This window comes from Mycolicibacter longobardus, from assembly GCF_002102265.1.
Classification (GTDB): Bacteria; Actinomycetota; Actinomycetes; order Mycobacteriales; family Mycobacteriaceae; genus Mycobacterium; species Mycobacterium longobardum.
The window spans coordinates 28349-54357 of the sequence record NZ_LQPG01000040.1; the positions used below are offsets into that span (position 1 = coordinate 28349).

Genomic DNA, 26009 nt, shown 5'->3' on the forward strand with positions numbered 1-26009 from the left:
GTCAGTACACGTCGCGCTGGTACCGGCCCGCCGAGGCCAGCGCCCGCACATGGGCTTTCGCGGCGTCGCGGGCGAGCAGCCCGTGTCGTGCGGCGATATCGCAGATCGCGCGGTCGACTTCCTTGGCCATCTGGCTGGCGTCGCCGCACACGTAGAGGTGTGCGCCATCCTGCAACCACTCCCAGATTTCGGCGCCGCGAGCGCGGAGCAGGTCTTGTACGTAGACCTTCTCGGGCTGATCGCGGGAGAACGCCAGATCGAGCTCGGTGAGCAGGCCGCTGGTGTGCATTTCCTCGAGCTCGTCGCGGTAGTAGAAGTCGGTGGCGGCATTGCGTTCGCCGAAGAACAACCAGTTCCGCCCGCGGTGCCCCAGCGCGCGGCGCTGCTGCAAGAAGCCGCGGAACGGTGCGACGCCGGTCCCCGGCCCGATCATGATCATCGGGGCGTTGGGATCCGCCGGCGGCCGGAAATGATTGGTGGGCTGTACGAATATCCCGATCTCGGCGTCGTCACTCCGATCCGCCAGATACGTCGAGCACACACCGCCGCGCGGCACCCCCCGACACTCATAGCGCACCGCGCCGACCGTCAGGTGCACCTCGCCGGGGTTGTCGACACATGCCGACGAAATCGAATACATCCGCGGTGCCAGCGGTTTGAGCACGGCGAGCCAGTCTTCGACCGTGGCGTGCACCGGGCTTGCGGCCAGCACGTCCACCGACTGGCGGCCCCACATCCAGTCCGACAGCGCAGCTTTGTTCTCCGGTTGCAACAGCTCGACCAGTTCGTGGTCTTGGCTGCGCTCCGCCACAAACCGCAGCAGGTCGCCGGTGATACGGGCGATCTCGAATCGCTCAACCAGGGCCTGCCGCAACGGCATCGAACCGTGGTCGGCCAGCTCGATGACGTGCGCGCCGTCCAGGCCGGTCACTGTCAGCCATTCGTCGACCAGCGCGGCGCTGTTGCGTGGCCACACCCCGAGTGCATCACCGGCCTGATAGCTCAGCGTCCCTTTCGGCAGCGCGAACGCCAGCTGCCGCACCTCCTTCGTCGAACCCGGGCCGTTGAGCACGTTGTTGCACACCAGACTGGTGAGCAGCGGGTTCTTTCTGTTGTACCGCCCCGGTTCCCGCGACGGGCGGGCCGCAATGGGAGCGGCAACAGGCGGCACGGCCGGAGCCGACGCGGCCGGCACGGGCGCGGTGCTCAGCGTCCCACGGATCGTGGAGAGCCACTCATCCACGGCATCGTCGTAATCGGGCTCGCAGTCGACACGGTCCAGGATTCGGGTGGCGCCGAGTTCGGCCAGTCGGGTGTCGAGTTTGCGCCCGTAGCCACAGAAATCGTCGTAGTTGGAGTCACCCAGCGCCAGTACCGCGTAGCGGGTGTCGGTGAGTTGTGGTGTCCCGTCGGCGGATAACTCCTCCCACAGGACGGCGCCGTTGTCGGGCGGGTCACCGTCGCCGGTGGTGCTGGAGACCAGGATCAGTTGCCGGGTGGTGGACAGGTCGGTGACTGCGAAGTCGTTCATCGTGTGCAGCGCGACCGGCAGTCCGGCCTCGCCGAGGTGTGCCGCACAGCGGGCGGCCACCTCTTCGGCATTGCCGGTCTGCGAGGCCCACAACACCACGACGCGCTCCGGGCGAGATCCGTCATCAGCCGGGGCCGCCTGCGGCGGGTTGGCCGCCGGTGCCGGATGCCGGGAGAACAACCCGGCCAGCAGGCCGTCGACCCACATCCGGGTAGCCGGCTCCAGCGGCGCATTGGCCGGTACCGTCGGCACGCCGGAGGCACTGCGCCCGGCCTCCGTGCGGAGCGCGGTCAGCAGACCACTCAAGTAGATGCGCTCCATCGGGGCGAATGGGGGCACGGTGGTCACGGATTCGCCACTGAGCCCGAACAATTCGATGAGGGTGTCCACCTGGTCCAGGCTGATCTCGCCGGTCTGCGGCGTGCCGGGCGTTTCAGGTTCGGACGGCGACTCGACCACGACTTTGCTCAGGGTGACCGCACACGCCTTGAACTCCGGCTGCTGTGATGTCGGGTCGATGGCGTCGTTGGTGACGGCGTTGATGGACAGGTATTCACCGAAGGTGTCGTTCCAGTGGAACGGGGCGAAGCAGTTCCCGGGTCGCACCCGCTCGGTGACCACCGCCGGCAGCACCGCGCGGCCCCGGCGCGAGGCGATCTCCACCGGGTCGTCGTCGGTGATGCCCAGCCGGGCGGCATCGTCGGGGTGGATCTCCACGAACGGGCCGGGGTTGAGTTTGGTGAGCTTGGCGACCTTTCCGGTCTTGGTCATGGTGTGCCATTGGTGCGGCAGCCGGCCGGTGTTGAGCAGGAACGGATAGTCGTCGTCGGGCATCTCAGCGGGCAGCAGGTGGGGACGTGCGAAGAACACCGCCCGGCCGCTGTCGGTGGCGAACGCCAACCTCGGCACGCTGCCGTCCGCGCGGACCAGCTGGGTCTGACTGGCTCCGTCGTTGAGGTAGCGGATCGGGTGGCGGTCTTCCTCACTGTCCGGCGGGCACGGCCATTGGATCGGTGTCTGGCGCAGTCGCTGGTAACTGACGCCGCGCAGGTCATAGCCGGTCTTGGGGTTGGCGAACCGTTTGATCTCTTCGAACACCTCCTCGGCACTCGAGTAGTCGAACGCCTCGGCGTACCCCATCTCGGCGGCGATGCGGGCGATGATCTGCCAGTCGGGCAGCGCCTGGCCCGGTGCGTCGACCGCTTGGGAGAACAAGGTCAGGTTGCGCTCGGAGTTGACCATCACCCCCTCGCACTCGGTCCACAGCGCCGCCGGGAGCAGCACGTCGGCGTAGGCGTTGGTCTCGGTCTCGGCGAACGCATCCTGGGTGATCACCAACTCGGCGGCTTCCAGACCCTCCAGTACGGTCTTGCGATTGGCCACTGTGGCAACGGGATTGGTGCAGATGATCCAGCATGCCTTGATCTGGCCGTCGGCCATCTGCGAGAACATGTCGATGGTGCCGGCGCCCACCTCGGTGCGCAGTGTGCCGCGCGGGATGCCCCAGACGTCCTCGACGAAGGCACGGTCGTCGGCGGAGACGACGCTGCGCTGGCCGGGCAGACCCGGGCCCATGTAGCCCATCTCCCGGCCACCCATCGCGTTGGGCTGGCCGGTCAGGGAGAACGGGCCGCTGCCGGTCTTGCAGATCGCACCGGTGGCCAGGTGCAGGTTGCAGATGGCATTGGTGTTCCAGGTTCCGTGGGTGCTCTGGTTGAGCCCCATGGTCCAGCAGCTCATCCAGTTGCCCGCTTCGCCGATCCACTGCGCGGCGGTGCGGATGTCGGCCTCGGGGATACCGGTGAGCTCGGCCACCTTCGCCGGGGTGAACTGCTCGAGGAAGCTGGGCATGACCTCCCAGCCCTCGGTGAACTCGGCGATGAACTCGTCGTCGGTGTGCCCATTGGCGACGATCAGGTGCAGGAGTCCGTTGAGCAGCGCCAGATCGGTGCCGGGGGCGATCTGCAGGAACAGGTCGGCCTTGTCCGCGGTGGCGCTGCGGCGCGGATCGACGACGATCAGCTTGGCGCCGGCCTTGACGCGCTCCATCATCCGCAGGAACAGAATCGGGTGGCAGTCGGCCATATTGGCGCCGGTCACGAAGAATACGTCGGCGTGATCGAAATCCTGATACGAGCCGGGCGGCCCGTCCGAGCCGAGTGACTGCTTGTAGCCGCTGCCCGCGCTGGCCATGCACAGTCGCGAGTTGGACTCGATCTGGTTGGTTCCGATGAAACCCTTGGCCAGCTTGTTGGCCAGGTACTGGGCCTCCAGCGACATCTGACCGGAGACATACAGCGCGACGGCGTCGGGACCGTGCTCATCGATGATCGTGCGCAGCCGGGTCGCGCAGTGGCTGATGGCGGCGGCTACGTCGGTTGGCTCGATCGGCTCGTCGCGGCCCGGCCGCAGAAACGCCGACTCCATCCGGCCGGGCGCGGCCAGCAGGTCGACGGTGGTGGCGCCTTTGGTGCACAACCGGCCGAAGTTGGTCGGATGGCTCTTGTCGCCGACGGATTTGACCACCCGGGTACGCCCGGTCGCCGCATCGGCGCTGACCTGCAGCAACATGCCGCAGCCGACCCCGCAGTAGGCGCAGAGGGTCGACACCTCCCGGCAGCCGTGGGAGTCGTCTTGGGCGGGCATGGCGTGGTCACCTCCTTGGGTCGGGGGTCTGCCGCCACCCTGCCCGGAGAAGGTTTCAAGATCGTTTCAGAGCCATTACCACGGGTTGCGATATTCTTACCGGCCCGTCGGCAGGTCTGTGACCCTTCGCCGAGCGTGTACTGAGCGCGAAATCCAGCCGATTTTTCGATCTGAGTGCACGTTCGGCGAGCCTTGCGGCCCGTTTACCCCCGCGGCAACCCCAGCAGTCGCTCGGCGGCCAGCGTCAACAGGATCTGCTCGGTGCCGCCGGCGATCGACAGGCAGCGGGTGTTAAGGAAGTCGTGCACCGGGCGGCCGGCCACCATGCCGGCCCCGTCCGACACGTCCATCCGGAACTCGGCCAGGTCCTGCCGGTAGCGCACGCCGATCAGCTTGCGCACCGAGGACTCCGAGCCGGGGTCCTGCCCGCCGACCGCGAGCTGAGCGATGCGCTGGTCCAGCAGCGAACCCGCCTGGGCGGCGATGATCAGCCGGGCCAGCCGCTCGGCGGTGGCGGTGTCCGCCTCCCGCTCTTTCAAGGCCGCCAGCAGCTCTTCCATCGGGTTGCCCAGCGCGGTGCCGCCGGCGATCGCGACCCGCTCGTTGGCCAGGGTGGTGCGGGCCAGCCGCCAGCCGTCGTTGACGCCGCCGACCACCATCTCGTCGGGCACGAACACGTCGTCGAGGAATACCTCGTTGAACAGAGCGTCTCCGGTGATCTCCCGCAGCGGCCGGATGTCGATGCCCTCAGCGGCCATGTCCACCAGGAAGTAGGTGATGCCCTTGTGTTTGGGAGCTTCGGCGTCCGTCCTGGCCAGGCAGACCCCCCACTGCGAATCGTGCGCCCGCGAGGTCCAGACCTTCTGCCCGGTCAGCCGCCAGCCGCCGTCGACCTTCACCGCCTTGGTGCGCAGCGCCGCCAGGTCCGAGCCGGCGCCGGGCTCGGAGAACAGCTGGCACCAGAACACCTCGCCGGTCAGGGTGGCCGGGATGAAGCGCTCGATCTGCTCGGGCGTGCCGTGCTCGAGGATCGTCGGCGCCGCCCACCAGCCGACCACCAGGTCGGGGCGTGCGACACCGGCCGCGGCGAGCTCCTGGTCGATCACCAGCTGTTCGGCGGGGCTGGCCGCGCGCCCGTACGGCACCGGCCAGTGCGGCGCGAGCAGGCCGGATTCGGCCAGCGCCGCCTGGCGCTGCTCGTCGGGCAGTGCGGCGATGCGGGCCACCTCCGCGGCGATCTCGGGCCGGACATCGGTCGCCTCGCCCAGATCGACCTCCAGCCGGCGCCGCACCCCGGCCCGGGTGAGCTCGGCGGTGCGGCGCAGCCAGCGCTCGGGTCCGCCCAGCGCCTGCCCGATGCCGTAGGCCCGGCGCAGGTACAGGTGCGCGTCGTGTTCCCAGGTGATGCCGATGCCGCCGAGCACCTGAATGCAGTCCTTGGCATTGGCCTTGGCGGCGTCGATGCAGATGGCGGCCGCCACCGCGGCGGCGATGGCGAACTGCTGGTCATCGGGGTCGGAGGCGGCGCGAGCCACATCGCTGGCGGCCACCGCGGCCTGGTCGGCCCGGCACAGCATCTCGGCGCACAGATGCTTGACGGCCTGGAAGCTGCCGATCGGCTTGCCGAACTGCTCACGCACCTTCGCGTATTCGACGGCGGTGTCCAGCGCCCAGCGAGCCACTCCGGCCGCCTCGGCGGACAGCACCGTGACCGCCAGGTTCTCCACCCGGCTGCCGGCCTCCAACAGCACCGCGGGCGCGGCCGACAACGTCACCTTGGCCAGCGGCCGGGAGAAGTCGGTGGCGGCCAGCGGCTCCACGTCCACCCCGTCCGCGCGGGCGTCCACCAGCACCCAGGCTTGGTTGTCCTCCCCGGCCGGCAGCACCAGCAGCCCGTCGGCGGTGGCGCCCAGCACCCGATCGGCGGTGCCGGATGCCTGCGCGGTCGCGGGGTCGAAGCTCACCTTCACCGTGGCGGTGTCGGTGGCCACGCCGGCGACCCGCTCGCCGGACGCCAGGGCTTCGGCCAGTTGCGGATCGGTGACCACCAGGGTGGCCAGCGCGGTGGTGGCCACCGGGCCGGGAACCAGCGCCTTGGCGGCCTCGTCGACCATGGCGCACAGATCCTCGAGCCGCCCACCGGCCCCGCCGTACTCCTCGGCTACGGCCACGCCGAACAGACCCAGTTCGGCGAGGCGAGAGAAAACGGTTCGCCAGGAATCGGTTTCGCCCAGTTCCGCGGCACGAATCGCCTCCGTGGTGCCCGCTGCGGCGGCCCAGTCGCGGACCAGCTCGCGGGCGGCGAGCTGGTCGGCGGCACTGGTCTCCGTGGTAGTCACTGACACGCTGGGCTCCTCGGCTCGATAAGTACTTGATATTTCACTGGGTCAGGGAGGCCCCGCAACCCACTAGAACGTGTTCTAATAGTGCCAGCGTCCGAGCGTCAAGTCGAACCGTTGTGGCTGGACACCTCACGTTCGGCCGGTGTTGGAACCGCGATATTGCGCTACGTGATGCGTATCGTTTCCGGCGAGTAGGTCAAGGAAGGAGTTGCACAGCACATGTCGTCACCAGCCGACAGCACCGCAAGCCGCGGATCGACCAGCCAACCGCGCGAGGTTGTCAACGTCGCTGTGCTGACCGAATCCGACCTCGGCTCCGAAGCGCAGCGGGAACGGCGCAAACGCATCCTCGACGCCACTCTGGCGATCGCCTCCAAGGGAGGCTACGACGCGGTGCAGATGCGCGCGGTGGCCGACCGGGCAGACGTCGCCGTCGGCACCCTGTACCGGTACTTCCCGTCGAAGGTCCACCTGCTGGTCTCGGCGATGGGCCGCGAGATCGCGCGGGTGGACACCAAGACAGATCCCGTCACACACGCCGGAACCACCCGCCACCAGCGGCTCAATCTGGTGGTCAACAAGCTCAACCGCGCCATGCAGCGCAACCCGCTGCTCACCGAGGCCATGACCCGGGCGTATGTCTTCGCCGACGCGTCGGCGGCGGGCGAAGTGGACCACGTCCAGAAGCTGATCGACTCGATGTTCGCCGGGGCGATGAGCGACGGCGAGCCCACCGAGGAGCAGTACCACATCTCCCGGGTGATCTCGGATGTGTGGCTGTCCAACCTGCTTGCCTGGCTCACTCGGCGGGCCTCGGCCACCGATTTCAGCACCCGGCTGGACCTCGCGGTCCGGTTGCTGATCGGTGACGAGGACAGTCCCAAGGTCTGACCCGCCTTCTCGCTGATGCGTCTCAAGCTCGGCCGCCCCGACATCGGCCGGTACGCGCACCGGTTCACCGTGCCGGCAGCCGAGCCGGGCGCGCCGTTGTCGGTGACGTGGCTCGGCGTGACCAGCATGCTGATCGACGACGGGTCGTCGGCGCTGATGACCGACGGCTACTTCTCGCGTCCCGGTCTGGCGCGGGTGGCGCTGCGCAAGGTGTCACCGTCAGCCCCCCGCATCGACGGCTGCCTGGCCCGGGCCGGCGCGCGCGAGCTGGCGGCTGTGATCCCACTGCACACCCACATCGATCACGCGCTGGACTCCGCGGTGGTGGCCGAACGCACCGGTGCGGCGCTGGTGGGTGGTGAGTCGACGGCCAATATCGGCCGGGGCCATGGACTCTCGGACGACCGCTTGATCGTCGCCGTTCCCGGGGCGACCCTGACGCTGGGCGGCTACGACGTCACCCTGATCGAGTCGCGGCACTGCCCACCGGACCGCTTCCCCGGTGTGATCACCACCGCGGTGGTTCCGCCGGTGAAGGCCTCGGCCTACAAGTGCGGCGAGGCATGGTCGGCGCTGGTGGCCCACCGGTATTCGGGGCACAGCCTGCTGATCGTGGGCAGCGCGGGGTTCATCCCGGGGGCGTTGGCCGACCGGCGCGCCGACGTGGTCTATCTGGGCATCGGCCAGCTCGGCATTCAGCCCCGGCAGTATCTGGTCGACTACTGGAACGAGACGGTGCGGGCGGTGGGCGCTTCGACGGTAGTGCTGACCCACTGGGACGACTTCTTTCGTCCGCTGACAAAGCCGTTGCGCGCCTTGCCCTATGCCGGCGACGACCTGGACGTCACGATGCGCGTTCTGACTGAACTGGCCGAGGCCGATGGAGTCGGGCTGCACCTGCCCACGGTGTGGCACCGCGAGGATCCGTGGGCCTGAACCTGACTCTTGCGCTGCTGCTGAATCTCTAGCTGGTCGGATAGGCCGGCGGCAGCGGCATGCCCAGCTCGGCCAGCACGGCGCGCAACCGGCTCGGATAGTCGGTGATGAGTCCGTCGACTCCCGCGGCGATCAGCCGGCGCATGTCCTCGGCCTCGTTGACCGTCCACGGAATCACCTTGAGTCCGGCCGCATGTGCGCGTTCCACGAATGCCCGATCCACCACCGAGTAGTCCGGGGACACGATGTCGGCGTCGGCGGCCACCGCCCCGGCGATCGGGTCGGGACCGCGCTCCCACAGCGCGACAAGGGGAATGGCCGGCTCGACGGCACGCACCAACGCCAGGGTCCGCCAGTCGAAGCTCTGAATCTCGACGGCGCCCAGCTTGCCGGCGGCGCGCACCGCGGCCAGGATCACGTCGACGATCTGCCGGTGGTTCTCGGAGTCGACCTTGGTCTCGATGTTGTAGCGGACGCTCGTGTGACCGGCGAGCGCGAAGACTTCCGGCAACGTCGCGATCACGTTTCCCCGCACCACTTCCGCGTCGGGGAACTCCGGCAGCGGTTGTCCGCAGTCCAGCGTGCGCAGCTGGGCGAGGGTGAGCTCGGCTATCCGCTTGCCCACGTACGGGTAATCGGGATCACCGGCGAAGGCCGGTCCGGTATCGGCACACTTGGCGGGCTCGACCGACAGGTCATGCCAGACCGCGGGCTGGGCATCGCGGGTCAGCACGATGTCCAACTCCAGGGTGCTGACGCCCAGTCCGAGCGACTTGGCGAACGCCCGCAGCGACTCCTCGGTGGTCTCGCCCCGCCCCCCGCGGTGGGCTTGCAGATCGAACGTCGCCGGTTGTGCGCCGGCGGATGCCGAAGGCCCCATCAGCGCGGCCGTGAGCACCGACAACGCGACGAGACCACGACGGATCACCTTCGCTGACGGGCGATCTCGGCCAGCACCACCCCGGCGGCCACCGACGCGTTGAGTGACTCGGTGGGCCCCGACATCGGTATCGACACGATCGCGTCGCAGTTCTGCCGGACCAACCGGGACAGGCCCTTGCCCTCGGAACCGACGACCAAGACCATCGGGCCGGAGCCGTCCAACTCGTCGACCACGGTGTCTCCGCCGGCGTCCAGCCCAACCACCTGTAGGCCGCGATCCGCCCACGCCTTGAGGGTTTGGTTCAGGTTCGAGGCACGTGCAACCGGAATCCGTGCTGCCGCACCGGCACTGGTACGCCATGCCACGGCGGTCACCGACGCCGACCGGCGCTGGGGGATCAGCACGCCGTGTCCGCCGAACGCCGCCACCGATCGCACGATGGCGCCGAGATTGCGCGGATCGGAGATGTTGTCCAGCGCGACCAGCAGCGCAGGTGCGACATCTGCCCGCGCCGCGGCGAGCAGGTCGTCGGGATGCGCGTACTGGTACGGCGGAACCTGAAGCGCGATGCCCTGGTGCAGACCGTTGGTGGTCATCTTGTCCAGGTCGGAGCGCGGGACCTCCAGAATCGGCAGTCCGGAATCGGCTGCCCGGGTTACCGATTCGGTCAGACGCTCGTCTGCCTCAGCGCCGAGCGCGACATACAGCGCGGTTGCCGGGATTCCGGCGCGCAGACACTCCAGAACCGGGTTGCGGCCCAGCACTGTCTCGCTCTCGTCGGTGCGCTTGGTGGTCCGGTAAGCCCGTTGCTTGGCCGCGCGTTTGGCCGCCTTGGCCGCCGGGTGGTATTCCCGTTTGTGTGCCGGCGGGGTGGCGCCGCGACCCTCGAGCCCGCGGCGGCGCTGGCCGCCGGAGCCGACGGTCGGACCCTTCTTGGTGCCGGGCTTGCGAATCGCACCCTTGCGCTTGGAGTTTCCCGCCATCAGTCGGCCCCCCCGACCAGCAGCGACCACTGCGGACCGTCCCCGGTGTCAGTGACGTCGATGCCGGCGTCCTTGAGTCGGCCGCGGATCTCGTCGGCCAATTGCCAGTCCCGTTCGGCGCGGGCCGTTTCCCTGCGGTCCAACTCGGCGCGCACCAGCACGTCGACCGCGGCCAGCGCCGCCGAGGTCTCGTCGCGCGATTCCCAGCGCTCGTCGAGCGGGTCGCAGCCCAGCACGTTCATCATCGCCCGGATCGCACCGGCGGCGGCCAGCGCGTTGTCGTGGTCGCCGGCGTCGAGGGCCCGGTTGCCCTCCGCACGGGCCCGGTGCACCTCGGCCAGTGCGATCGGCACCGACAGATCGTCGTCGAGCGCGGCAGCGAAACGCGGCGTCCAGTCGCCGGGGACCACCGCGCCCACCCGACTGCGCACCCGGTGCAGGAACTCCTCGATGCCGACGTAGGCGTTGACCGCGTCCTGCAGGGCTGTCTCGGAGAACTCCAGCATGGACCGGTAGTGCGCGCTACCCAGGTAGTACCGCAGTTCGGCGGGCCGGACTCGCTGCAGCACCGCCGACATCGACAGCACGTTGCCCAGCGACTTGCTCATCTTCTCGCCGCCCAGGGTGACCCAGCCGTTGTGCAGCCAGTAGTTGGCGAAGCCGTCGCCGGCCGCGCGGCTCTGGGCGATCTCATTCTCGTGGTGCGGGAAGACCAGGTCCATCCCGCCGCAGTGGATGTCGAACTCGGTGCCCAAGTAGGTACGGGCCATCGCCGAACATTCCAGGTGCCAACCCGGACGGCCCCGCCCCCACGGCGTGGGCCAGCTGGGTTCACCGGGCTTGGCGCCCTTCCACAACGTGAAGTCGCGCGGATCGCGCTTGCCGGTGGCCGCACCCTCGCCCTGGTGCACGTCATCGATCTTGTGGCCGGACAGCTGGCCGTATTCGGGGTAGCTGAGCACGTCGAAGTACACGTCGCCGCCGCCGGTGTAGGCGTGCCCGGTGTCGATCAGGCGCTCGATCAGCTCGACCATCTGGGTGATGTGGCCGGTGGCACGGGGTTCGGCCGAGGGCGGCAGCACCCCCAGCGCCTCGTAGGCGGCGGTGAACTCGCGCTCGTAAGTGGCGGCCCACTCCCACCACGGCCGGCCCGCGGCGGCGGCCTTGTTGAGGATCTTGTCGTCGATGTCGGTCACATTGCGCACAAACGCGACGTCGTACCCGCGGGCGGTGAGCCACCGGCGCAACACGTCGAACGCGACGCCGCTGCGGACATGGCCGATGTGGGGCGGGGCCTGAACGGTGGCACCACATAGATAGATGGACACGTGGCCCGGCCGCAGCGGAACAAATTCACGCACGGCGCCGGTTGCGGTGTCGTGCAGCCGCAGGCTGGGGCGATCGGTCACGACGGGCCAGCTTACCGGGCGCATCGGCCGCACCCGCCGCTACCAGCGATTGCCAGGACCGGGTGCGCCGACCGCATCGGTGGACAGGTGGTCACGGGTGGCATATATTGCGGCAGTGAGTAAACGTCTGGCGGCAGTCTCTGGAGCGCTCCTGGCTGCGGCCACAATTGCCGGAACAGCGACGGCCTACGCCGACGAGCCGAACAATCAGCAAGCCCAGCAAGAGGCTGTGGCTGCGCCGGCCGAGCAGGCTGAGCCGGCTGGGATCGACACGGAGGCGCTGGACGACGTCCAGGCCGAACAGCAACGGCAGCAAGCCGAGCAGCAGGCAGAACAGATGAGCCAGGCCAGCACTGCCGGCGCCACCACCGCCGGCGCCAGCACCGCCAGTATGGCTGCCATGGGTCCCCAGATCGGTATGTCGATGGCGATGATGGCCCCGATGGCCGCGATGATGGCCCCGATGATGATCCCGATGGCTACGCCCCTGCTGACCAGTTTCGCCGCCCAGGGCGCGAACAACGGTGCGGAGATCGGTGCGGCCGCCGCGACAGACCTTTTCGGGGCCGCTGCGGACGCGGGCGATGGCGCAGAGATCGGTGCGGCCGCCGCGACCGATGCTTTGGGCCTGGCCCTGGACCCTGCGGCCCTGGCCGAGGTGGCCGGCGAGGCAGCCGGCGACATCGGCGCAACCGTCGGCACCGAGGTCACCTGTGGTGTCATCGGCGTCATCTTCGGCGCCTGCTAAACCCCGCCGACCGAACTACAGCGGCACCACCAGCGCGGTAGCGACCGCGGCCAAGCCCTCGCCTCGACCGGTGAGCCCGAGGCCATCGGTGGTGGTCGCGGACACCGACACCGGCGCGCCCAACAATTCCGACAGCAGCTGCTGCGCCTCGGCGCGGCGCGGTCCCACCTTCGGCCGGTTGCCGATGACCTGCACCGCGGCATTGCCGATCGCGAAACCGCTGTCACCGAGCAATTCGCGTACGTGGCCGAGCATCACGGCACCGGTTACCCCTACCCAGCGTGGCTCGTCGACGCCGAACACCGCACCGAGGTCCCCCAACCCTGCCGCCGACAGCAGCGCGTCGCACAGGGCGTGTACGGCCACATCGCCGTCGGAGTGCCCTGCGCAGCCGTCGGCGTCGGCAAACAACAGTCCCAGCAGCCAACAAGGCCGCCCCGGCTCGATCGGATGCACGTCGGTGCCCAACCCGACCCGCGGCGGCGGGTTCACCGGCTCACCACCGCCTCGGCGAGCAACGCGTCCAACGGGGTGGTGATCTTAAAGGCCAGCGGGTCGCCTTCGACGACCTGGACCTGGCCGCCGATGTGTTCGACCATCGAGGCGTCGTCGGTGAACTGCGCCGCCGGATCCGCCTGCTGGTAGGCCCGCAACAGCAGATCGGCGGCGAACCCCTGCGGCGTCTGCACGGCCCGAAGGCCGGCCCGTTCGGGCGTGGCCAGTACCGCGCCGTTGGCGTCCACCGCCTTGATCGTGTCGGGTATCGCAAGGCCCGGGACGACCGCCCGGTGCCCGGCATGCAAGGCCTCCACCACCCGGACCACCAGGGCGGGCGGGGTAAGCGGTCGTGCGGCGTCATGGACCAGCACGAAATCGGGTTCTCCGGCGGCGGCCAGCGCGAGCCGGACGGATTCGACGCGGTCGGCGCCGCCGGCGACGATGGTGGCCTTCTCGCCGAGGATCAGCTTCGCCTCATCGGTGCGGCCCGGTGGCACCGCGACCACCACCTGGTCGACGACACCGGACTCTCGCAGGCCCGCCACGGCACGCTCGACCAGGGTCTGCCCGCCGAGGATGAAGAAGGCTTTGGGTTTGCCCGCCCCCAGCCGCACACCCGCGCCCGCGGCCGGAACCACGGCAACTGTCGTTGGCACCGATTCCCCGGTCGCTAAAGAATGCCGCGGTCAGGACGCCGCGGCCAGCACCTCGTCGAGGATGGTCTCGGCTTTGGCGTCGTCGGTGTTCTCGGCCAGCGCCAGCTCACCGACCAGAATCTGACGGGCCTTGGCCAGCATCCGCTTCTCGCCGGCGGACAGGCCACGCTCCTGGTCGCGGCGCCACAGGTCACGAACCACTTCGGCTACCTTGTGCACGTCACCGGAGGCAAGCTTCTCCAGGTTGGCCTTGTACCGGCGCGACCAGTTGGTCGGCTCCTCGGTGTGGGGAGCGCGCAGCACCTGGAAGACCTTGTCCAGACCTTCCTGGCCGACAACGTCACGCACACCGACATATTCGGCATTTTCAGCGGGAACTCGAACGGTGAGGTCGCCCTGCGCCACCTTGAGGACCAGATAGTCCTTCTGCTCGCCTTTGATGGTCCGGGTTTCAATCGCCTCGATCAACGCTGCACCGTGGTGTGGATATACGACGGTGTCTCCGACCTTAAAGATCATCTGATTTGAGCCCCTTTCGCTACCCCATGCTAACACGGCGCCCCGACACCGGACTAACAACGGTGCAGGTCAGGGGCACCGCGACCCCAGATGGGGGGTTGACAGCGCGCCAGAAGCGTGCTTGGCCAATTCTGATCGGAGCCCGATCTCAGCAGGTGGCGCAGGGTTACGGGCGACCCGCAACCCTGCGCTACCGCGGTGAAGCGGTTGCTACTACAGTGCATAGTCACAAGCCGTGACCGCCGAGCAGGAGACCACACGTGAACTGGTTCAGCAGGGCCTTCAACAAGGCTGCGATCGGCCTGGTTGCTGCCGCGGCACTCGCCGGGTGCGGTACCGGCCAGATCTCCCAGACCGCCGATCAGGCCTCCGCGGTCAACGGCGCCTCGGCCACCGTCGGCAACCTGGCGCTGCGGGACGTCCGAATCCAGGCGACGCAGACCGGCGACGCCCTGGAGCCCGGCCAGACGGTCGACCTGGTGTTCGTCGTCAGCAACCAGTCGACGGAGACCGATGACGAGCTGACCGACATCAAGACGCCGGTCGGCAAGGTGTCCCCGTTGACCGGCGGCAAGACCGTGCCGGTGGGCGGTGTGCTGATCGTCAGCGCCCCGGCGGGCCCCGAGCTGCCGACAGCGCCCGCCGCCAAGGCCCTGCCCGAGGTGGCCGACGCCAACACCGCGGCGGCCACGCTGACGCTGGACCAGGCGATCATGAACGGGCTCACCTACGACTTCACCTTCGACTTCAAGAAGGCCGGCTCGGTCACCCTGGCCGTCCCGATCTCGGCCGGCACGCTTTCGCACCGCTGACGCCCCGCGTCGCTCGCCGTCGCTGTCGGACCCAACCGATACCGTCGGGGGGTGGCCAAGATCTCCAAGCCCCGTTCGCTGTATCGCTGCGCCGAATGTGGGCACACCTGCGCAAAGTGGCTGGGTCGCTGCCCGGAATGCGGTAGCTGGGGCGGCATCGACCCGGTAGCCGAAGCGGCCGCGCCGGCAGGTGGACTGCGCCCGGCGGCGCCGGACCGGCCCGCGGTCCCGATCAGCTCGATCAGAGCGGGCTGCGCACGCCCTGCGCCGACCGGCGTCGCAGAGCTCGATCGGGTGCTGGGCGGTGGGGTGGTTCCCGGCTCGGTCACACTGCTGGCCGGAGATCCCGGCGTCGGCAAGTCCACGCTGCTGCTCGAGGTCGCGCACCGGTGGGCACTGGCGGGGCGGCGGGCGCTCTACGTGTCCGGGGAGGAGTCCGCGGGGCAGATCCGGCTGCGGGCCGAGCGCACCGGATCCAGCCACGACGAGATCTACCTGGCCGCCGAATCCGACCTGCAGACCGTGCTGGGCCATATCGAGGCGGTGCGTCCGACGCTGGTGGTGGTGGATTCGGTGCAGACGATCGCGGCCGCCGACACCGACGGCGTGGCCGGCGGGGTCACCCAGGTGCGCGCCGTCACCGCGGCCCTGACCGCGGCGGTGAAGGGCGCCGACGTCGGGTTGATCCTGGTCGGCCACGTCACCAAGGACGGCGCGATCGCCGGCCCGCGTTCACTGGAGCACCTTGTCGACGTGGTGCTGCACTTCGACGGCGACCGCAATTCGGTGCTGCGAATGGTGCGGGCGGTGAAGAACCGTTTCGGCGCCACCGACGAGGTGGGCTGTTTCCTGCTGTGCGACAGCGGCATCGAAGGCGTCGCCGACCCGTCCGGGCTGTTCCTGGAACAGCGCAGCGAACCGGTGCCCGGCACCGCGATCACCGTCGCACTGGACGGCAAGCGCCCGTTGATCGGCGAAGTGCAGGCGCTGCTGGCCACCCCGTCGGGCGGCTCACCGCGCCGAGCCGTCAGCGGTATCGACCACGCCCGGGCCGCCATGATCACCGCGGTGCTCGACAAACACGCGGAGTTGCCGATCGCGGCGAGCGACATCTACCTGTCCACCGTGGGAGGTATGCGGTTGACCGACCCGTCGACGGACCTGGCCGTGGCCATCGCGCTGGCGTCGGCGTATGGCGGCCTGCCGCTGCCGGCGACCACGGTGGTGGTGGGCGAGGTGGGCCTGGCCGGGGACCTGCGCCCGGTCAGCGGGATGGACCGCAGGCTCACCGAGGCGGCCCGGCTCGGGTTCACCACCGCGCTGACTCCACCGGGCGCTCCTGCCACCGTGGGTGGCCTGCGCACGGTGGCAGCCGCCAACATCGTCGCCGCACTGCATCACCTGGTCGAGATCGCCGACCGCCGCACCGGCCAGCCGGCACCGCCGTTGAAGCTGCTGGATGGCGGCTAGTTGCCCGGCGGCGGCACGTCGGGCGCGGGCACGTCCTCGACCGGCGGGGGCGCGTCCGGCGAGGGTTCGGTCAGCATGAACGGCACCGTCGCCGATCGCAGATTGCCCAGTTGTACGACGAGGTTGTAGGTGCCGGGTCCGATCGGCTGCCGCGGCAGCGGGCACTGCGGCGCCGAACCCATGCCCGTCCAGGTCACCGTGGTGGTGACCTGCTCTCCGGGATCGAAGGTCTTCACCAGGGTCTCATTCGACGGCGCGCAGTCCAGGTTGGACCACAGCCGCTGGTTGTCCAGTGAGTAGACGTAGGCGGCCAGCACCGCGGCCCCCACATCCCGCTTGCAGGCCACCAGGCCGATGTTGGTGACCACCATGGTGAACTGGGGCTGCTCGCCCACCGCGTACTGCGGACCGGTGATGCCCTTGACCGCCAACGTCGAATCGGGGCAGTCGTCGCCCTCCTTGAGCACCGGCGGGGGAATCACCGCGGCGGTAGGGGTCGGCGACGGCGGCGGGGCCTGCTCGGCGGGGGGCACCACCGGGGTCTTGGCCTCTTCGGGCGCGGCGTTCTGCGGCTTGGCGTGCTGCGCGGCGGCCGTCTGCTTCCCGTCGGAGCTGTCGGCGCCCGCGCTGCTGTGCACGACGGCGAAGACGATGGCCGAAACGATTCCAATCACGGCGAGCGCAATGCCCAGCGCCAGGCCGCGGCGTCGCCAATAGATCTGCGAAGGCAGCGGACCCTGCGGTTCCAAATCGAGCACGTTCTCACGGTAGGACGACCTCACCGCGAGTTGTCCGACCCTTCGCGGCGTGTCGTAGCCGCGTTGTGACCTTCGGCGACTAGTCGTCGCCCAAGTCGCCGATATCGCCGAGGTGGCCGCGCGCCGATACCTTTCCGTCGGCCAGGTGGTAGGTCGCGCCGACGATCGCCAACGAGCCGTCCGCGATCCGGTCGGCGATCACCGTGGATCGAGCCGCCAGCATCGCCACCGTCTCCTTGACGTGGCGGGCCTCGAACTCGTCGACAGCACGCAGCCCGTCGCGACGGCCCAGCAGGATCGACGGCGTCACCCGCTCGACGATGTCGCGCAGGTAGCCGCCCGGCACCGCACCTTCGTCCAGCGCAGCCAGCGTTGCCTTCACCGCGCCGCAGCTGTTGTGGCCGAGCACCACGATCAGCGGAACATTGAGCACTGCCACGGCGAACTCGATCGAGCCCAGCACCGCCGAGTCGATGACGTGACCGGCGGTGCGAACCACGAACATGTCGCCCAGCCCCTGGTCGAAAATCAGCTCGGCGGCCACCCGACTGTCACCGCAGCCGAACACCACCGCGGTCGGCTTCTGACCGTCGGCCAGGGCGGCGCGGCGCGCGACATCCTGGCAGGGGTGCTTGGGCTCGTCGGCGACGAAGCGCTCGTTACCCTCCTTGAGTGCTTTCCATGCTGATACCGGGTTGGAGTTAGGCATGCCGGACATTCTGCCTGTGAATCGACCGCCGTGCGGGGCCGGCATCGAATTTAACGAACTGTTCAACTGGTTCGCGGTTGCCGAGCGCGATCTGCCCTGGCGGGCAGCCGATGTCACACCGTGGCAGATCATGGTCAGCGAATTCATGCTGCAGCAGACCCCGGTGGCACGGGTGCTGCCGATCTGGACGGACTGGGTGGTGCGCTGGCCGACCCCGTCGGCGACGGCGTCCGCGACCCAAGCCGACGTGCTGCGGGCATGGGGGAAGCTCGGCTATCCCCGCCGCGCCAAACGGCTCCACGAGTGCGCGACGGTGATCGCCCGCGACTTCGCCGATGTGGTTCCCGACGAGGTCGACGTCTTGGAGCAGCTGCCCGGGGTGGGCAGCTACACCGCACGGGCGGTGGCCAGCTTCGCCTACCGCAAACCGGTTCCGGTGGTGGACACCAACGTGCGCCGGGTGGTGGCCCGGGCCGTGCACGGGCGGGCCGATGCCGGCGCCCCGTCGGCCAGACGCGACCACGCCGACGTCGAGGCCCTGCTGGCCCTGCTGCCCACAGCCGACCGGGCCGCTCGGTTCTCCGCGGCGTTGATGGAGCTGGGCGCGATCGTGTGCACGGCGCGGGCACCTCGCTGCGGCGGCTGCCCGCTGCGCAACGGCTGCCGGTGGCGGCTGGCCGGCTCGCCGCCGGCCACCGGGCAACAACGGCGGCCCGCCCAGCGCTATGCCGGAACCGATCGTCAGGTGCGCGGGCGCCTACTGGATGTGTTGCGGGACAACGCCGTTGCGGTGACCCGAGCCGATCTTGACGTGGCCTGGCCGGTGGACGCGGTGCAGCGTGAGCGGGCCCTGGCCTCACTGCTGGACGACGGCCTGGTGGAACAGCTCGCCGACGGCCTTTTCGCGCTGCCCGGTCAGGACAGAAACGACTCGACGGCGTCGCGGTAAACCTGCGGCGCGTCGTCGTGCACCAGGTGGCCCGCTGCCGGGACGTGCAGGTAGGTGCTGCCAGGTGCGATGCGGTGCATTTCGCGCATCTGGCCCGCGGGTGTCACCGAGTTGCCGGCCTCGATCAACAATGTCGCGCAGCGCACCGCCCGCCACTGGTCCCAGTAGTCGCGGGTGCCCCACTCGGCGGCGATCTGCACCCACCGCTCGGGCCGGCCGTGCAGGCGCCAGCCGGTCTCGGTCCGGTCGAAAGCCTCCAGGAAGTACCGCCCGGCGATCTCGCCGAATTCGGCGATCACCTCGTCGGCACAGGCGAACTCGACCGGCAGGGCGTGCACCCATGGCTCCCACGGGCCGGTGGTGCGGCCCCGGAAGTCCGGCGCCATATCCTCGACCACCAGCGCGGAGACCAGCTCGGGATGGCTGGCCGCCAGACACCACGAGTGCAACCCGCCCATCGAGTGCCCGACCAGGCGCACCGGGCCCGGCAACTGCCCCACCGCGGTGGCCAGGTCGGCCACGAAGCGTTCGGTGCTGATCGGATGCGGGTCGGCGACGTCGCGGCCACGGTGCCAGGGCGCGTCGTAGGTGTAGACCGCCCCCAGCCGGGTCAGCCACGCCGACTGCCGCGGCCAGGTGCTGCCACGGCCCATCAGCCCGTGCACCAGGACCAACGGCGCCCCGTGCCCACCGCGGTAGGTCAGCAGCTCGGTCGACGCGGTCTCCACCCGGGGCACGGTAGCCTAGCCACATGTCAGTGGTGAAGATCAATGCAATCGAGGTGCCCGCCGACGCCGGGCCCGAGCTGGAAAAACGGTTCGCCCACCGCGCGCACGCCGTGGAGAACCAGCCCGGTTTTCTTGGCTTCCAGCTGCTGCGCCCGATCAAGGGTGATGACCGCTACTTCGTGGTGACGCATTGGGAGTCCGACGAAGCGTTCCAGGCGTGGGCGCAGGGACCCGCCATCGAAGCCCACGCCGGCCAGCGGGCAAACCCGGTGGCGACCGGGGCGTCGTTGCTGGAGTTCGAGGTTGTGCTTGACGTTGCCGGAACCGCCTCCGAGGCCTAACCCGATGAGGCGACCGCTGGCCGCCTGGGTTGTGACCGCGGCGCTGGCAACCGCTCTGGCCTTGGTGACCGCCGGGTGCGCCCCGTCCCCAGCCTCGCCCGGTAGCTCCGACGCCGGCGGGGTGACGATCTCGACCAAGACCCCGCCAGGCCTGCGCGCCAAGCAGACCATGGACATGCTGAACTCCGACTGGCCGATCGGTCCGGTCGGGGTGGCGACCCTGGCCGCACCGGACAAGGTCGAGCAGGTGGTCACGACCATGGAATCGCTGTGGTGGGACCGCCCGTTCCACCTCGACAGCGTCGACATCCGCGCCGCGGCGGCCACCCTGCACCTGACCACGTCCTACGGCGCCCGCCAGGACATCCGGATCCGCACCGACGACAACGGCATGGTGGATCTGTTCAAACCGACCACCGAAGCACCGGAGATCGGGTCCTGGCACGACGTCGACGCGGTGCTGAAACGGACCGGCGCACGTTACTCCTATCAGGCGTCCCGCATCGAGCGCGGCGTCTGCAAACCGGTGGCCGGCACCAACACCGCCCAGTCCCTGCCGCTGGCGTCGATCTTCAAGTTGTATGTGCTGCTGGCGGTGGCCAACGAGGTGAAGGCCGGGACGGTGTCCTGGGACGACCCACTGACCATCACCGGCCAAGCCAAGGCCGTCGGATCGTCGGGGCTGGAGAAACTGCCCGACGGAGCGCAGGTGTCGGTGCGCAGGGCTGCCGAGAAGATGATCGCCACCAGCGACAATATGGCGACCGACCTGCTGATCGGACGCGTGGGCACCCGCGCTGTGGAGCGGGCACTGGTCGCAGCCGGCCACCACGACCCGGCCAGCATGACGCCGTTTCCCACCATGCACGAACTGTTCTCGGTCGGCTGGGGCAAACCGGACCTGCGCGAGCAGTGGCAGCACGGCTCGGCGCAAGAGCGCGCAAAGCTGCTGCAGCAGGCCAATTCCCGCCCCTACGAGCCGGATCCGATCCGTGCGCACATCCCGGCTTCCGCGTACGGCGCCGAGTGGTACGGCAGCGCCGAAGACATCTGCCGGGTGCACGTCGCCCTGCAGACCGGTGCGGTGGGCAAGGCCGCACCGGTCAAGGAGATCCTGTCCGCGGTCCGCGGCATCGACCTGCCCCGCGCCGACTGGCCCTACATCGGCGCCAAAGCCGGCGGCCTGCCCGGCGACCTGACCTTCAGCTGGTACGCCGTTGACAAGACCGGCCAGCCGTGGGTGGTCAGCTTCCAGCTCAACTGGCCGCGGGACCACGGCAAGAGCGTCGGCAGCTGGATGCTGCAGGTCGCCGGGCAGGCCTTCGGACTGCTGCCGGCGAGCAAGTAGCGCCCCGAAACGGAATCTGGCGACGCGACCCGCCGGGTCTACGTCGCCAGATTCACGGTCGTCGCGGGAACTACTCCCCGGTGGGCGCGCCGGCCTTGGCCAGATCGGACTCCTCCGCCGCCGGCTTGGGGCTGCCGGCGAAGGTGAACACCGCGTTCTCGTGCGCGCCCTCGCCGTCCCAGTTGTCGACGTCGACGGTGACCAGCTGGCCGGGGCCGAGCTCCTCGAACAGGATCTTCTCCGAGAGCTGGTCCTCGATCTCGCGCTGGATGGTGCGCCGCAGCGGGCGGGCCCCCAACACCGGATCGAAGCCGCGCTTGGCCAGCAGTGACTTGGCCTTGTCGGTCAGCGCGATGTCCATGTCCTTGGCCTTGAGCTGCTTGGCCACCCGGCCGATCATCAGATCGACCATCTCGATGATCTCTTCCTTGGTGAGCTGGTGGAAGACGATGATGTCGTCGATGCGGTTGAGGAACTCCGGGCGGAAGTGCTTCTTGAGCTCGTCGTTGACCTTGAGCTTCATCCGCTCGTAGTTGTTCTCCCCGCCGCCCTGAGTGAAGCCCAGTCCGACCGCCTTGGAGATGTCGGAGGTGCCCAGGTTGGACGTGAAGATCAGCACGCAGTTCTTGAAGTCCACCGTGCGGCCCTGCCCGTCGGTGAGCCGACCGTCCTCGAGAACCTGCAACAGCGAGTTGTAGATCTCCTGGTGCGCCTTCTCGATCTCGTCGAACAGCACCACCGAGAACGGCTTGCGCCGCACCTTCTCGGTCAGCTGGCCGCCTTCCTCATAGCCGACGTAGCCCGGAGGCGCACCGAACAGCCGCGACGCGGTGAACCGGTCGTGGAACTCACCCATGTCGATCTGGATCAGTGCGTCGTCGTCGCCGAACAGGAACTCCGCCAGCGCCTTGGACAGCTCGGTCTTACCGACACCGGACGGGCCGGCGAAGATGAACGAGCCGGACGGGCGCTTGGGGTCCTTCAGCCCGGCACGGGTGCGCCGGATCGCCTTGCTGACCGCCTTGACCGCGTCCTCCTGGCCGATGATCCGCTTGTGCAGCTCGTCTTCCATCCGCAGCAGGCGGGTGGTCTCGGCCTCGGTCAGCTTGAACACCGGGATACCGGTCCAGTTACCCAGCACCTCGGCGATCTGCTCGTCATCGACTTCCGCGACGACGTCCAAATCACCCGAGCGCCACTGCTTCTCGCGCTCCGCGCGCTGCGCAACGAGCTGCTTCTCACGATCCCGCAGGCTGGCCGCCTTCTCGAAGTCCTGCGCGTCGATCGCGGACTCCTTCTCGCGGCGCGCGTCGGCGATCTTCTCGTCGAACTCGCGCAGGTCCGGCGGCGCGGTCATCCGGCGGATCCGCATCCGCGCCCCGGCCTCGTCGATCAGGTCGATCGCCTTGTCCGGCAGGAACCGGTCGTTGATGTAGCGGTCGGCCAGGGTGGCCGCCGCCACGATCGCCGAGTCGCTGATCGAGACCCGGTGGTGGGCTTCGTAACGGTCCCGCAGACCCTTGAGGATCTCGATGGTGTGCTCGACGGTGGGCTCGCCGACCTGCACCGGCTGGAACCGACGCTCCAGCGCGGCGTCCTTCTCGATGTACTTGCGGTACTCGTCGAGGGTGGTGGCACCGATGGTCTGCAGTTCACCGCGAGCCAGCTTGGGCTTGAGGATCGAGGCCGCGTCGATCGCGCCCTCGGCCGCACCGGCACCCACCAGGGTGTGCAGCTCGTCGATGAACAGGATGATGTCGCCGCGGGTGTTGATCTCCTTGAGGACCTTCTTCAGGCGCTCCTCGAAGTCACCGCGGTAGCGGCTGCCGGCCACCAGCGAACCCAGGTCCAGGGTGTAGAGCTGCTTGTCCTTCAGCGTTTCCGGAACCTCACCGGCCACGATGGCCTGCGCCAGGCCCTCGACGACAGCGGTCTTGCCGACGCCGGGCTCACCGATCAGCACCGGGTTGTTCTTGGTGCGCCGGGAAAGCACCTGCATGACCCGCTCGATTTCCTTCTCGCGGCCGATGACGGGGTCGAGCTTGCCCTCCATGGCGGCCGCGGTCAGGTTGCGACCGAACTGGTCGAGCACCAGCGAGGTGGACGGTGAGCCGGACTCGCCGCCGCGTCCGCCGGTGCCGGCCTCCGCGGTCTCCTTGCCCTGGTAACCACTCAGCAGCTGGATCACCTGCTGGCGAACCCGGGTCAGGTCAGCACCCAGCTTCACCAGAACCTGGGCGGCGACGCCCTCACCCTCACGGATCAGGCCGAGCAGAATGTGCTCGGTGCCGATGTAGTTGTGGCCGAGCTGCAGCGCCTCACGCAGGCTCAGCTCGAGCACCTTCTTGGCGCGGGGCGTGAACGGAATGTGCCCGGACGGCGCCTGCTGGCCCTGGCCGATGATCTCCTCGACCTGGCTGCGCACTCCCTCCAAGGAGATGCCCAGCGACTCCAGCGACTTGGCGGCAACGCCTTCGCCCTCGTGGATCAGGCCCAGCAGGATGTGCTCGGTCCCGATGTAATTGTGGTTGAGCATCCGGGCCTCTTCCTGGGCCAGGACGACAACCCTGCGGGCGCGGTCGGTAAATCTCTCGAACATCGGCGGCTACCTGCTCTCCCTCACGATCGGTACTTGGTCGGGCCCGGCTCGGCCCGGCGTACCTGCCGTCCACTCTAGTGGGCGGGCGAGCGCGCCGTGACCTGCCTTGCAATGCGTAGGCGAATCGACCCACCGATGCAGGCCCCGTAAGGCCTGGCACCGGATGCAAGAGAGCAACGCCTAACCCCCGGAATACGTTTCCGGGGGCTCATCCGGTTCGCCAGAAGCGAAACCTAACCCGCCCAACCCGTCAGGTCGCGGCGTGAAATGCGTCGATGATGTCGGCCGGGATACGACCGCGGGTCGACACGTTGTGCCCGTTGCGGCGAGCCCATTCCCGGATCGCGGCGCTCTGTTCCCGGTCGATGGTTCCGCGGCGGCCGCCACCCGACCGCCCACGCCGGCGTCCCCCGACCCGGCGGCCCGCGTCGGCCCACTTCTTCAACTCTGCGCGCAGTTTCGTCGCATTCTTGCTCGAAAGGTCGATCTCATAGGTGACCCCGTCAAGCCCGAATTCCACCGTTTCGTCGGCGGCACCCTCACCATCGAAATCATCGATCAAGGTGACGGTCACTTTTTTCGCCATTGGGTTCCCCCTCGGTTAGCTTTCCTGCCCGCAAAGCTGCGCAAAGCCGTATTCGACCTCGCCGACCAATGTGCCATAAAAATACGCATGCTTCAACACAACAGGTCAGGCGCAGTTCAGTTGCCTTGACGGCGAACAATCGGGAACAAAACAGTGTCCCTAATTGATAGGCCCGTCAACACCATCAGCAAGCGGTCGATGCCCATTCCGGTGCCGGTACAGGGCGGCATCGCATGTTCCATCGCCGCCAGGAAGTCCTCGTCGAGGGCCATCGCCTCGTCGTCTCCGGCGGCCGCCGCCCGGGCCTGGGCGGCGAACCGGTCGCGCTGCACCACCGGGTCGATGAGTTCGGAATAGCCGGTGGCGAGTTCGACGCCCCGCATATACAGGTCCCACTTCTCGGTGACGCCTTCGATACTGCGGTGCTGGCGGGTCAGCGGCGTCGTCTCCACCGGGAAATCCCGGACGAAAGTGGGGGCGCTCAGACCGTGGCCGACGGCGTGCTCCCACAGTTCCTCGACCAGCTTGCCGTGGCCGTAGCCGCGGTCGTGGGGAATCTCCACCCCGAGGCGGTCCGCCACCGCGCGCAGGTGCTCGACCGCGGTCGCCGGAGTGATCTCCTCACCGAGCGCTTCCGACAGTGATGGATACATTTCTACCGTCGCCCATTCGCCGCCAATGTCGTACACACTGCCGTCGGGCAGCGGCAGTTGACGGGTTCCGATCACCTCGTCGGCGACCTCTTGAATAATCTCCCGGGTGGCCACGGCCGAGTCGTCATAGGTGCCATAGGCCTGGTAGGTCTCGAGCATCGAGAACTCCGGCGAATGGGTGGAATCCGCACCTTCGTTCCGGAACACTCGATTGAGTTCGAAGACGCGGTCGAAACCGCCTACAACACACCGTTTCAGAAAGAGTTCGGGCGCGATTCGCAGGTAAAGATCCGCGTCGAGGGCGTTCGAATGAGTGACGAACGGCCGGGCCGCCGCGCCGCCGGCCAATGTCTGCAACATCGGTGTTTCGACCTCGAGGAATCCGCGCCGCTCCAGCGCATTGCGCACCGCTCGGATGACCGCGATCCGCTGGCGGGCCACCACGCGCGCCTCCGGGCGCACGATCAGGTCGACGTAGCGCTGCCGGACCCGCGACTCCTCGCTCATCTCCTTGTGCGCGACCGGCAGGGGCCGCAGCGACTTCGAGGCCATCTGCCAGGAGTCGGCGAGCACCGAGAGCTCACCGCGGCGGGAGCTGATCACCTCCCCGTGCACGAAGACGATGTCGCCCAGGTCGACGTCGGCCTTCCAGGCCTCCAGCTCCTGCTCGCCGACGCTGGCCAGGCTGAGCATCACCTGCAGATGGGTGCCGTCGCCCTCCTGCAGGGTCGCGAAGCACAGTTTGCCGGAGTTGCGGGCGAACACCACCCGTCCGGCCACGCCGACGACGTCGCCGGTAGCAGTGTCGGCGGCCAGGTCGGGATAGCTCGCCCGGATCTGGGCGAGCGTGTGGGTGCGCTCCACCGCCACCGGGTACGGGTCACGGCCCTGCGCCAGCAGTCGAGCCCGCTTGTCGCGGCGGATCCGGAACTGCTCAGGCAGGCCGGATTCATCCAGCGTCTCGGGGGTTGAATCGGCGGAGCTCACGACGGGCCAGCTTAGAGGAACAGCCCC

The 26009-nt window shown here is 68.8% G+C and carries 22 protein-coding genes; 8 read left to right on the plus strand and 14 right to left on the minus strand.

Going from position 1 to position 26009, the window contains the following annotated elements; all coding sequences use genetic code 11:
• Position 1 precedes the first annotated feature (1 nt).
• Both AWC16_RS19900 and AWC16_RS19905 read right to left on the minus strand, forming a co-directional pair.
• A complete protein-coding gene (locus AWC16_RS19900) occupies positions 2 to 4177 on the minus strand; it encodes a bifunctional nitrate reductase/sulfite reductase flavoprotein subunit alpha (RefSeq protein ID WP_085266453.1) in 4176 nt (1391 codons plus the stop codon).
• Between the two features lie 203 nt (positions 4178 to 4380).
• On the minus strand, positions 4381 to 6522 hold the full coding sequence (locus AWC16_RS19905; protein ID WP_085266454.1) for an acyl-CoA dehydrogenase family protein: 2142 nt from the start codon (positions 6520 to 6522) through the stop codon (positions 4381 to 4383).
• 216 nt (positions 6523 to 6738) lie between these two features.
• Here AWC16_RS19905 and kstR point away from each other — a divergent pair, with 216 nt between their 5' ends.
• On the plus strand, positions 6739 to 7410 hold the full coding sequence (gene kstR, locus AWC16_RS19910) for a cholesterol catabolism transcriptional regulator KstR (protein ID WP_085266455.1): 672 nt from the start codon (positions 6739 to 6741) through the stop codon (positions 7408 to 7410).
• A gap of 15 nt (positions 7411 to 7425) precedes the next feature.
• Complete coding sequence (locus tag AWC16_RS19915; protein WP_085266456.1) at positions 7426 to 8346, plus strand: MBL fold metallo-hydrolase; 921 nt, start codon at positions 7426 to 7428, stop codon at positions 8344 to 8346.
• A 28-nt stretch (positions 8347 to 8374) separates the two neighbouring features.
• Here AWC16_RS19915 and AWC16_RS19920 read toward each other — a convergent pair whose 3' ends face one another.
• The 3 genes from AWC16_RS19920 to cysS are packed head-to-tail and all read right to left on the minus strand — an operon-like array spanning position 8375 to position 11621.
• The gene (locus AWC16_RS19920; RefSeq protein ID WP_207572365.1) at positions 8375 to 9226 is read right to left on the minus strand and encodes a glycerophosphodiester phosphodiesterase family protein; all 852 of its coding nucleotides are present in this window, start codon (positions 9224 to 9226) and stop codon (positions 8375 to 8377) included.
• Between the two features lie 44 nt (positions 9227 to 9270).
• Positions 9271 to 10212 carry a 23S rRNA (guanosine(2251)-2'-O)-methyltransferase RlmB gene (rlmB, locus tag AWC16_RS19925; protein WP_085266508.1) on the minus strand — a complete coding sequence of 314 codons (942 nt, stop codon included), beginning with the start codon at positions 10210 to 10212 and terminating at the stop codon, positions 9271 to 9273.
• Entirely contained in the window at positions 10212 to 11621 is a 1410-nt protein-coding gene (cysS, locus tag AWC16_RS19930) for a cysteine--tRNA ligase (RefSeq protein ID WP_085266458.1), read from the minus strand. The genes rlmB and cysS overlap by 1 nt, the downstream gene beginning before the upstream one ends.
• 115 nt (positions 11622 to 11736) lie before the next feature.
• Here cysS and AWC16_RS19935 point away from each other — a divergent pair, with 115 nt between their 5' ends.
• Positions 11737 to 12369, plus strand: a complete 633-nt coding sequence (locus AWC16_RS19935; RefSeq protein ID WP_133056016.1) for a hypothetical protein — start codon at positions 11737 to 11739, stop codon at positions 12367 to 12369.
• 15 nt (positions 12370 to 12384) lie between these two features.
• Here AWC16_RS19935 and ispF read toward each other — a convergent pair whose 3' ends face one another.
• Genes ispF through carD form a run of 3 tightly spaced genes read right to left on the minus strand, consistent with a single transcriptional unit; the run spans position 12385 to position 14042 of the window.
• On the minus strand, positions 12385 to 12861 hold the full coding sequence (gene ispF, locus AWC16_RS19940) for a 2-C-methyl-D-erythritol 2,4-cyclodiphosphate synthase (RefSeq protein ID WP_085266460.1): 477 nt from the start codon (positions 12859 to 12861) through the stop codon (positions 12385 to 12387).
• On the minus strand, positions 12858 to 13523 hold the full coding sequence (gene ispD, locus AWC16_RS19945; RefSeq protein WP_085266461.1) for a 2-C-methyl-D-erythritol 4-phosphate cytidylyltransferase: 666 nt from the start codon (positions 13521 to 13523) through the stop codon (positions 12858 to 12860). The genes ispF and ispD overlap by 4 nt, the downstream gene beginning before the upstream one ends.
• Before the next feature lie 30 nt (positions 13524 to 13553).
• Positions 13554 to 14042, minus strand: coding sequence for an RNA polymerase-binding transcription factor CarD (carD, locus tag AWC16_RS19950; protein ID WP_013830798.1), 489 nt, complete (start codon positions 14040 to 14042; stop codon positions 13554 to 13556).
• A gap of 260 nt (positions 14043 to 14302) precedes the next feature.
• Here carD and AWC16_RS19955 point away from each other — a divergent pair, with 260 nt between their 5' ends.
• A complete protein-coding gene (locus AWC16_RS19955; RefSeq protein ID WP_234812357.1) occupies positions 14303 to 14854 on the plus strand; it encodes a copper chaperone PCu(A)C domain-containing protein in 552 nt (183 codons plus the stop codon).
• A 60-nt stretch (positions 14855 to 14914) separates the two neighbouring features.
• On the plus strand, positions 14915 to 16324 hold the full coding sequence (gene radA / locus AWC16_RS19960; RefSeq protein ID WP_085266510.1) for a DNA repair protein RadA: 1410 nt from the start codon (positions 14915 to 14917) through the stop codon (positions 16322 to 16324).
• Here radA and AWC16_RS19965 read toward each other — a convergent pair.
• Entirely contained in the window at positions 16321 to 17082 is a 762-nt protein-coding gene (locus AWC16_RS19965) for a hypothetical protein (RefSeq protein ID WP_085266462.1), read from the minus strand. The genes radA and AWC16_RS19965 overlap by 4 nt on opposite strands.
• A 79-nt stretch (positions 17083 to 17161) precedes the next feature.
• Entirely contained in the window at positions 17162 to 17791 is a 630-nt protein-coding gene (locus AWC16_RS19970; protein WP_085266511.1) for a carbonic anhydrase, read from the minus strand.
• Here AWC16_RS19970 and AWC16_RS19975 point away from each other — a divergent pair.
• Positions 17790 to 18740: an HhH-GPD family protein gene (locus AWC16_RS19975; protein ID WP_085266463.1), complete on the plus strand. Its 951-nt coding sequence runs from the start codon at positions 17790 to 17792 to the stop codon at positions 18738 to 18740. The genes AWC16_RS19970 and AWC16_RS19975 overlap by 2 nt on opposite strands.
• Here the strand turns inward: AWC16_RS19975 and AWC16_RS19980 are convergent.
• Positions 18707 to 19468, minus strand: coding sequence for an alpha/beta fold hydrolase (locus AWC16_RS19980; protein WP_085266512.1), 762 nt, complete (start codon positions 19466 to 19468; stop codon positions 18707 to 18709). The two genes, AWC16_RS19975 and AWC16_RS19980, sit on opposite strands and share 34 nt — an antisense overlap.
• 23 nt (positions 19469 to 19491) lie before the next feature.
• On the opposite strand from AWC16_RS19980, the gene mhuD reads away from it, so the two are divergent.
• A complete protein-coding gene (mhuD, locus tag AWC16_RS19985; protein ID WP_085266464.1) occupies positions 19492 to 19809 on the plus strand; it encodes a mycobilin-forming heme oxygenase MhuD in 318 nt (105 codons plus the stop codon).
• 4 nt (positions 19810 to 19813) lie between these two features.
• Positions 19814 to 21157, plus strand: coding sequence for a serine hydrolase (locus AWC16_RS19990; protein WP_085266465.1), 1344 nt, complete (start codon positions 19814 to 19816; stop codon positions 21155 to 21157).
• 70 nt (positions 21158 to 21227) lie between these two features.
• Here the strand turns inward: AWC16_RS19990 and clpC1 are convergent, their stop codons facing one another.
• The 3 genes from clpC1 to lysS all read right to left on the minus strand — a co-directional run bounded on the left by clpC1 (position 21228) and on the right by lysS (position 25982).
• Entirely contained in the window at positions 21228 to 23756 is a 2529-nt protein-coding gene (gene clpC1, locus AWC16_RS19995) for an ATP-dependent protease ATP-binding subunit ClpC (RefSeq protein ID WP_085266466.1), read from the minus strand.
• Between the two features lie 250 nt (positions 23757 to 24006).
• Positions 24007 to 24342, minus strand: a complete 336-nt coding sequence (lsr2, locus tag AWC16_RS20000) for a histone-like nucleoid-structuring protein Lsr2 (protein WP_024442366.1) — start codon at positions 24340 to 24342, stop codon at positions 24007 to 24009.
• Positions 24343 to 24458: 116 nt separating this feature from the next.
• On the minus strand, positions 24459 to 25982 hold the full coding sequence (gene lysS, locus AWC16_RS20005) for a lysine--tRNA ligase (RefSeq protein WP_085266467.1): 1524 nt from the start codon (positions 25980 to 25982) through the stop codon (positions 24459 to 24461).
• Between the last annotated feature and the right edge of the window lie 27 nt (positions 25983 to 26009).

Excerpts from the sequence above, each read along its gene's own strand:
- AWC16_RS19900 (WP_085266453.1), bottom strand. The coding sequence starts at position 4,177 with ATGCCCGCCCAAGACGACTCCCACGGCTGCCGGGAGGTGTCGACCCTC.
- kstR (WP_085266455.1), top strand. The coding sequence starts at position 6,739 with ATGTCGTCACCAGCCGACAGCACCGCAAGCCGCGGATCGACCAGCCAA.
- AWC16_RS19915 (WP_085266456.1), top strand. The coding sequence starts at position 7,426 with ATGCGTCTCAAGCTCGGCCGCCCCGACATCGGCCGGTACGCGCACCGG.
- AWC16_RS19920 (WP_207572365.1), bottom strand. The coding sequence starts at position 9,226 with ATGGGGCCTTCGGCATCCGCCGGCGCACAACCGGCGACGTTCGATCTG.
- rlmB (WP_085266508.1), bottom strand. The coding sequence starts at position 10,212 with ATGGCGGGAAACTCCAAGCGCAAGGGTGCGATTCGCAAGCCCGGCACC.
- carD (WP_013830798.1), bottom strand. The coding sequence starts at position 14,042 with ATGATCTTTAAGGTCGGAGACACCGTCGTATATCCACACCACGGTGCA.
- AWC16_RS19975 (WP_085266463.1), top strand. The coding sequence starts at position 17,790 with ATGCCGGACATTCTGCCTGTGAATCGACCGCCGTGCGGGGCCGGCATC.
- AWC16_RS19970 (WP_085266511.1), bottom strand. The coding sequence starts at position 17,791 with ATGCCTAACTCCAACCCGGTATCAGCATGGAAAGCACTCAAGGAGGGT.
- mhuD (WP_085266464.1), top strand. The coding sequence starts at position 19,492 with ATGTCAGTGGTGAAGATCAATGCAATCGAGGTGCCCGCCGACGCCGGG.
- AWC16_RS19990 (WP_085266465.1), top strand. The coding sequence starts at position 19,814 with ATGAGGCGACCGCTGGCCGCCTGGGTTGTGACCGCGGCGCTGGCAACC.
- clpC1 (WP_085266466.1), bottom strand. The coding sequence starts at position 23,756 with ATGTTCGAGAGATTTACCGACCGCGCCCGCAGGGTTGTCGTCCTGGCC.
- lsr2 (WP_024442366.1), bottom strand. The coding sequence starts at position 24,342 with ATGGCGAAAAAAGTGACCGTCACCTTGATCGATGATTTCGATGGTGAG.